This window comes from Algoriphagus sp. (genome assembly GCF_024642405.1).
Classification (GTDB): domain Bacteria; phylum Bacteroidota; class Bacteroidia; order Cytophagales; family Cyclobacteriaceae; genus Algoriphagus.
This window is the reverse complement of sequence record NZ_JAHEBC010000207.1, coordinates 1-6,851: the sequence shown is the minus strand read 5'-3', so window position 1 is coordinate 6,851 and position 6,851 is coordinate 1. Positions and strand designations below refer to the sequence as shown.

The following is a 6,851-nucleotide window of genomic DNA, read 5'->3' as shown; positions in this document are numbered from 1 at the left end:
TCTAAGAATAATTCGATTTCTTCCATAATCTTAAGGTTAAAGTGTTGTAATCAAAGTTCCAACTTCCTCTCCTTCTACGAGTTTACTTAAATTACCAGTTTTGTTCATGTCAAACACAATGATTGGTAGGTTGTTTTCCTGACAAAGTGTAAATGCCGTCATGTCCATGACATTCAGGTTTTTTTCATACACTTCGTGGAAAGATATGGTTCTATATTTAGTCGCTGTTGCGTCTTTTTCTGGGTCTGCAGTGTAAACTCCATCAACTCTTGTGCCTTTTAAAACGACATCCGCTTCTACTTCAATCGCCCTTAAACTAGCGGTAGAATCAGTCGTGAAATAGGGATTACCTATTCCTGCACCAAAGATTACAATTCTTCCTTTTTCTAAATGGCGGATCGCTCTTCTACGGATAAACGGTTCACAAACACTCTCTATTTTGATCCCAGACATCAATCTGGTGTAAAGGCCTGATTTTTCTAAAGCGCTCTGTAAGGCCATAGCATTGATCAAAGTAGCTAACATTCCCATGTAATCTCCTTGTACCCGGTCGATGCCAGATTGCGCTGCTTGTACTCCCCTAAAGATATTGCCACCTCCGATAACGATCGCAATTTCTACCCCCATTTCCTTAACCTTCATAATTTCTTTAGTGTATTGCTGAAGTCTATTGGGGTCGATACCGTAATTCTTATCGCCCATTAGAGCCTCACCACTTAGTTTAAGGAGTATTCGTTTATATTTCATAGATGGATTTATTTGCAAAGGAGTTGCTGAATAGGATTGTTTTAGATTAAATAATCCGACAAATATAATTCCTTCATGTCATTATGCTAGGGCAAATCTAATTTTTGACTTTGGCAAGTAGCAATTACTTTTTAGAATTGAATTAAGACTTGATTTTTTTCTACACTTTGTTTAAGGTTTACTTTGACAGCTTTTACTAAACCATCTCCAGGGGCTTTTATGATATTTTCCATTTTCATAGCCTCTAAAATCAACACAACATCTCCTTTTTTGACTTCGTCACCAGGCTTTACTTTGAGTTCAAGAATTAAACCGGGCATCGGTGCTTTTATATCTTTTACTAAACCGGCAGCACTACTATTCATCCCCATTTTCTCTAGTAAAAGATCAAACCTATCTTTAATTTGTATGGAAGCGATTTTATTATTTAGCCTAATCTGTATAGTTTTAGTTTCTTTTTCAAATGAAATCAATTCAGCCTCTAATGATTGATTGTTCCGGATGAGATGAATTTTTCTTTCTGAAACCCATTCCAAATCCCATATTAAACTTTTACCGTTAACCTCTGTCAAGTTTTCGGTTTTTTCTACCGAAAAGGTTTCGTTTTGGATAGTTACTGAAAACATTACCATTTATTTGAAGCTGAAAATATTAAATCCGATCTTTTCGGTCTTTCTTTTCTCAAATATGAAACAAATGCAAACTAAGGCAAAAGATATTTTGCAAAAGTCTACCAAGTTTGGGCTTGGATTACTGATTATTCTCCTCGGATCATGTAAATCTTCTAAGAATATTTCTCCAGAAACCGAGGGTAATAATGAGTTAGAGCTATCTCTTGAGTCCGAAATAGAGGAAGGGATTGATACCCTAAGCATTTTGAAATTGATTGAAGAGAAAGAAAAAGAAATTTCAAACTATAAAGGATCAGCAACCCGGAGTTTTGATTTGATCCATACAGACTTAGAACTTGATTTTGATTTTCAAAGACAAGCAGTTTTAGGAAAAGCTATTCTTACCATGAAGCCGTATTTTAAGCCACAAAAAGAAGTCCTTCTGGATGCGCAAGACTTTGAAGTGGGTAAAATTTACTTTGTGGAGAATACTGACAGCACCAGTTTAGCTTATACATACAATGAACAACAATTAAGGATTTTTCTTCCTAGGGAAGTTTCAAAGGAAGAAACGTTTGACATCTCGATGACCTATACTGCTTTTCCTGAAAGGAACTCGGGAAATGGGAGTCAAGCGATTACGGACACGAAAGGCCTCTATTTTATTGATCCGAAAGGGGTTGACCCATTAAGACCCACAATGATTTGGACACAAGGGGAGACTGAGCATAATTCAAAATGGTTCCCAACCTTTGATCATCCTAATGAAAGAATGACACAGCTTTTTAAGCTAACAGTACCAGATTCTATGATTTCTATCGGAAATGGGGAGTTGGTAAATCAAGAGGATTTGAAGAATGGATTCCATTTGGATTATTGGGAAATGAAAGAACCGCATGCTCCTTATTTGGCTGCTTTTGCAATAGGAAATTTTGGAAAAGTGGAGGCAAGTTGGGAAGATATTCCGCTTGGGTATTATGTGGAAAAGGGCTACGAAAAAGGGGCAGAGATTGTATTTCAAAATACACCCGAAATGATTGGGTTTTTCTCAGAAAAGCTTGGTTTTAAATATCCATGGCCAAAGTATGATCAGGTTGTTGTGAAAGACTTTGTTTCTGGCGCCATGGAAAATACGACAGTTTCTATTTTCATGGAAGAACTCAAACTCAATGAAGAGGAAGCTTTGGATTCTGAATGGGATTACATCATTGCCCATGAACTTTTTCATCAATGGTTTGGAGATTTTGTCACAACAGAATCTTGGTCTAATCTTACTTTAAATGAGGGATTTGCTAATTACAGTGAATATTTATGGAACGAATATAAATATGGAAAAGACCAGGCGGCATTAAAATTAGTTGCTGAAATGGAAACTTATTTCCAAGAAGCTTTAAATAAAAAAGTTGATTTAATCCGGTATCAATATGAGAACTCTGAGGATATGTTTGATTCTCACAGCTATTCAAAAGGAGGTGTAATTTTACACATGCTTAGAAAGTATTTGGGAGACGAAGTTTTTTTCCAGAGTCTTAATCTGTATCTAAATAAGCATGCGCTTTCGAGCGTTGAAGTTCATGATTTGAGGCAAGCATTTGAAGAAGTGTCGGGTGAAGACTTGAATTGGTTCTTTAACCAATGGTTTTTGGATAAAGGCCATCCTGAGCTTTTAATAGAAATCGATTATACACTACCGGAGAATGTCTTGATTTCTGTGACCCAAATTCAGGATTTGGAAACTGCCCCTCTTTATCAAATACCATTTGAGGTGAGTTGGTATGAAAATGGAACAAGAAAAATTAAGCATTTTACGCTTAGAGAAGCTTTTCAGCAATTTGCTTTAGAAAATGAAATAACAACTGACCTAGTGATGTTCGATGAGGGGAAGGATCTTTTAATTCAAAGAATTCAGCTAAACTCGAAAGAACAATGGGTGAATCAATTTGAAAGATCAGAATTAGGAATTGCTAGGTATGAGGCCCTTGACAGTTTGGTCTCTTTAGAGGCATTTCAGGAGTTAAAATCATTGATTCCAAAGGCTATCAAAGACGATTTTTGGTCCATTAAAGAATTAGGATTGGGCATTCTGCAGAGTCACCCAGAGTGGATGGTAGAAAATCCCGAACTTGAAGCTGAGGTCGTAAGAATTTTGGAAAGTAAATCTAAGAATTCGGTAAGAGCCGGAGCTGTTGATGTTTTGTCAAATTTAGATCCTGAAAAATATGAGCAAACATTTTTGGGTTTGCTAGAAGAGCGCTCTGTTTTAGTAGCCAGTTCGGCTTTGATGGCTCTGACAAGTATGGAAGGATTAGAGTTGGACGAAGAAATAGTTGAGAAATTTTCGGAAGAAAATAACTATCGGTATGTTATTCCCATTTCAGAATATTTTATTACCAAACCAATTTTGGATAAAGGAGAATGGTTTAATGGTAAAATTAATAGGCTTTCAGGGGAGGGATTATATTTCTTTTTGGGTTATTATGGAGAATATTTTAGCAGATTCCCTGAAGAGGGAAAGTTAAAGGCAGTTGAGAACCTAAAAGAAATTATGAGATCCAATCCTCAGAATTTTATCAGATTAGGTGCTTTTCAGGCTATTTTAGCATTTTCAGATGATCCAAAGGTTTTAGATGATATTTTTGAAATTGCCTCGCTAGAAAAGGACCCTGAACTTAAAAGCTATTATGATTATTTTATGGAAGCCTTAAAAGATGAAAATTAATCGATTGATTTTTAGTTGGTTGTGTAATAAGTGAATAAAATCTTTTCAAATTTGAAATTCATGCTTTGATACTTTCAGAAAAGGCTATAATTTTGCCATCCGTTACGATAGATAGGTCTTATGAAAAGACTTAAAAATGTGACGAAAGTTGGGGGAATACCAAAGCGGCCAACTGGGACGGACTGTAAATCCGTTGACTTATGTCTTCACAGGTTCGAATCCTGTTTCCCCCACAATTGTCAAATGCAAAATTTTTTGCTAATTTTGCAGGGCTAAAAAAATTCGGCTTAGCCGGAAACAAGCGGGAGTAGCTCAGTTGGTAGAGCGGCAGCCTTCCAAGCTGCAGGTCGCGGGTTCGAGCCTCGTCTCCCGCTCAATACTTTTCTTAGGGAAAGTATCGGGCTTAAGCCGACGTAGCTCAGGGGTAGAGTACTTCCTTGGTAAGGAAGGGGTCACGGGTTCAAATCCCGTCGTTGGCTCACATGGCTTTAATAAATTAATATAAATATATCTTTAAACTTAAACTGAGGATTTTCACGCATGGCAAAAGCACAATTCGACCGTTCCAAGCCGCACGTTAATATCGGTACGATTGGTCACGTAGATCATGGAAAGACCACTTTGACTGCTGCCATCACTACCGTTTTGGCTAGTAAGGGTCTATCTGAATTAAGAGATTTCTCTTCTATAGACAACGCTCCAGAAGAAAAAGAAAGAGGTATTACCATTAACACCTCTCACGTAGAATATCAAACTGCAAAAAGACACTACGCTCACGTAGATTGTCCTGGACACGCTGATTACGTAAAGAACATGGTAACGGGTGCAGCCCAGATGGACGGCGCTATCCTTGTGGTAGCAGCGACTGATGGACCTATGCCACAAACAAGAGAGCATATCCTTTTGGCTCGCCAGGTAGGTGTTCCAGCTCTTGTTGTATTCATGAACAAAGTGGATATGGTTGATGATCCTGAGCTTCTTGAGCTTGTTGAAATGGAAGTTAGAGAATTACTTTCTTTCTACGAGTTTGATGGTGACAATATTCCTGTAATCGCTGGTTCTGCACTAGGTGCACTAAACGGTGAGGAAAAGTGGGTTAATACTGTTATGGAGTTAATGGATGCTGTAGATGAGCATATTCCACTACCTGAGCGTGCTATTGACAAAGACTTTTTGATGCCTGTTGAAGATGTATTCTCGATCACTGGTCGTGGTACAGTAGCAACCGGTAGAATCGAAAGAGGTGTTGTAAACTCTGGTGAGGCGGTTGACATTATCGGTATGGGCGCTGAAGGACTTAAGTCTACAGTTACTGGTGTTGAGATGTTCCGTAAAATATTGGATAGAGGTGAAGCTGGTGATAACGTAGGTCTTTTGTTGAGAGGTATTGAAAAGTCTCAGATCAAGAGAGGTATGATTATTTGTAAGCCAGGATCTGTTACTCCTCATGCTCATTTCAAAGCAGAAGTTTATGTATTATCAAAAGAAGAAGGTGGACGTCATACTCCATTCTTCAACAAATACAGACCTCAGTTCTACTTAAGAACAACTGACGTAACTGGAGAGATCAAACTTCCAGAAAATGTTGAAATGGTAATGCCAGGTGATAACGTAACTATTGAGGTAAACTTGCTAAATGCAGTTGCACTTGAGAAAGGACTTCGTTTTGCGATCCGTGAAGGTGGTAGAACAGTAGGTGCTGGACAGGTTACAGAAATCCTAGACTAATCAAAATTTCAAATATTGAACAATGCGATCCTGAAGTATTTTTGGGATCGCATTTGTTTCTTTACTGAACAATACCTAATTTTGCGTTCCCATTAGCGGAGCGTTCATTCACACGGGCATAGTTCAACGGCAGAATAGCGGTCTCCAAAACCGTTGATGGGAGTTCGAATCTCTCTGCCCGTGCCAGTAAGTATTACAATATGAATCTAAAAAACTTTGTTCTGGAGTCTTATGATGAAATGAAAAACAAGGTCACTTGGCCGAAGTATTCCTTTCTTCAAAATAGTGCAGTTTTGGTGCTAGTCGCTTCGTTAATCTTTGCTCTATTTATTGGGGCAATAGATTTAGGCTTCGAAAACATCATGAAATGGTTTTATGATTTATTTTAATTGAATTGATATTACAGAATGGCTGAACATAAATGGTACGTACTCAGGGTAGTAGCTGGACAGGAAAAAAAGACAAAGACCTACTTGGATAATGAAATTTCCAGGCAGAAGATTGACGAATACATTCCTGAAGTGCTGATTCCCTCTGAGAAGGTATATGAGATGAGAAATGGCAAAAAGCGTGTTAGGGAGAGAAATTTCTTTCCTGGATATGTTTTAGTCAATGCTGATCTCTCAAATGGTGAAGCCAATCACGTAATAACGAGTATCCCAGGAGTTATCGGTTTCTTAGGATCAAACCAGGGGGGAGCTTCCAAAACCCCTGAACCATTGCGCCAATCAGAAGTCAATCGTATTTTAGGTAAGGTTGAAGAGATTGATGAGTTTGCTGAGAAGTTAGATACCCCATTTATAGTAGGAGAAGCCGTAAAAGTAATGGACGGCCCATTCAGTGGATTTACTGGGACAATAGAGGAGATATTTGATGAGAAGAAGAAATTGAATGTTATGGTCAAGATCTTCGGAAGAAATACTCCGGTAGAATTAAACTTTATACAAGTAGAAAAACAAGACTAAGCAATGGCTAAGGAAATCACTGGTTATTTAAAACTACAAGTGAAAGGTGGCCAGGCTAACCCGTCGCCTCCAGTAGGTCCA

General features: G+C 38.1%; 6 protein-coding genes, 4 tRNA genes and 1 pseudogene. 9 read left to right on the top strand and 2 right to left on the bottom strand.

Annotated elements, in window-relative coordinates:
* Positions 1-36: 36 nt before the first annotated feature.
* Positions 37-747, bottom strand: a complete 711-nt coding sequence (pyrH, locus tag Q0L68_RS14150; RefSeq protein ID WP_296704396.1) for a UMP kinase — start codon at positions 745-747, stop codon at positions 37-39.
* A gap of 131 nt (positions 748-878) precedes the next feature.
* Positions 879-1,373 carry a biotin/lipoyl-containing protein gene (locus Q0L68_RS14145; RefSeq protein WP_296704394.1) on the bottom strand — a complete coding sequence of 165 codons (495 nt, stop codon included), beginning with the start codon at positions 1,371-1,373 and terminating at the stop codon, positions 879-881.
* 61 nt (positions 1,374-1,434) lie between these two features.
* Between Q0L68_RS14145 and Q0L68_RS14140 the strand changes: the two genes are divergently transcribed.
* The 9 genes and pseudogenes from Q0L68_RS14140 to Q0L68_RS14100 form a co-directional block, all read left to right on the top strand.
* The gene (locus Q0L68_RS14140) at positions 1,435-4,077 is read left to right on the top strand and encodes a M1 family metallopeptidase (RefSeq protein ID WP_296704393.1); all 2,643 of its coding nucleotides are present in this window, start codon (positions 1,435-1,437) and stop codon (positions 4,075-4,077) included.
* 150 nt (positions 4,078-4,227) lie between these two features.
* A tRNA-Tyr gene (locus tag Q0L68_RS14135) sits at positions 4,228-4,310 on the top strand.
* A gap of 68 nt (positions 4,311-4,378) precedes the next feature.
* Positions 4,379-4,451, top strand: a tRNA-Gly gene (locus Q0L68_RS14130).
* Positions 4,452-4,484: 33 nt separating this feature from the next.
* Positions 4,485-4,556, top strand: a tRNA-Thr gene (locus Q0L68_RS14125).
* 61 nt (positions 4,557-4,617) lie between these two features.
* Complete coding sequence (gene tuf / locus Q0L68_RS14120; RefSeq protein ID WP_296704391.1) at positions 4,618-5,805, top strand: elongation factor Tu; 1,188 nt, start codon at positions 4,618-4,620, stop codon at positions 5,803-5,805.
* Between the two features lie 112 nt (positions 5,806-5,917).
* A tRNA-Trp gene (locus Q0L68_RS14115) sits at positions 5,918-5,991 on the top strand.
* Positions 5,992-6,005: 14 nt separating this feature from the next.
* Positions 6,006-6,194, top strand: a complete 189-nt coding sequence (secE, locus tag Q0L68_RS14110; RefSeq protein WP_296704390.1) for a preprotein translocase subunit SecE — start codon at positions 6,006-6,008, stop codon at positions 6,192-6,194.
* A gap of 18 nt (positions 6,195-6,212) precedes the next feature.
* Complete coding sequence (gene nusG / locus Q0L68_RS14105) at positions 6,213-6,770, top strand: transcription termination/antitermination protein NusG (RefSeq protein WP_184494613.1); 558 nt, start codon at positions 6,213-6,215, stop codon at positions 6,768-6,770.
* A 3-nt stretch (positions 6,771-6,773) separates the two neighbouring features.
* Positions 6,774-6,851: pseudogene (locus tag Q0L68_RS14100) on the top strand (50S ribosomal protein L11); the annotation flags it as partial.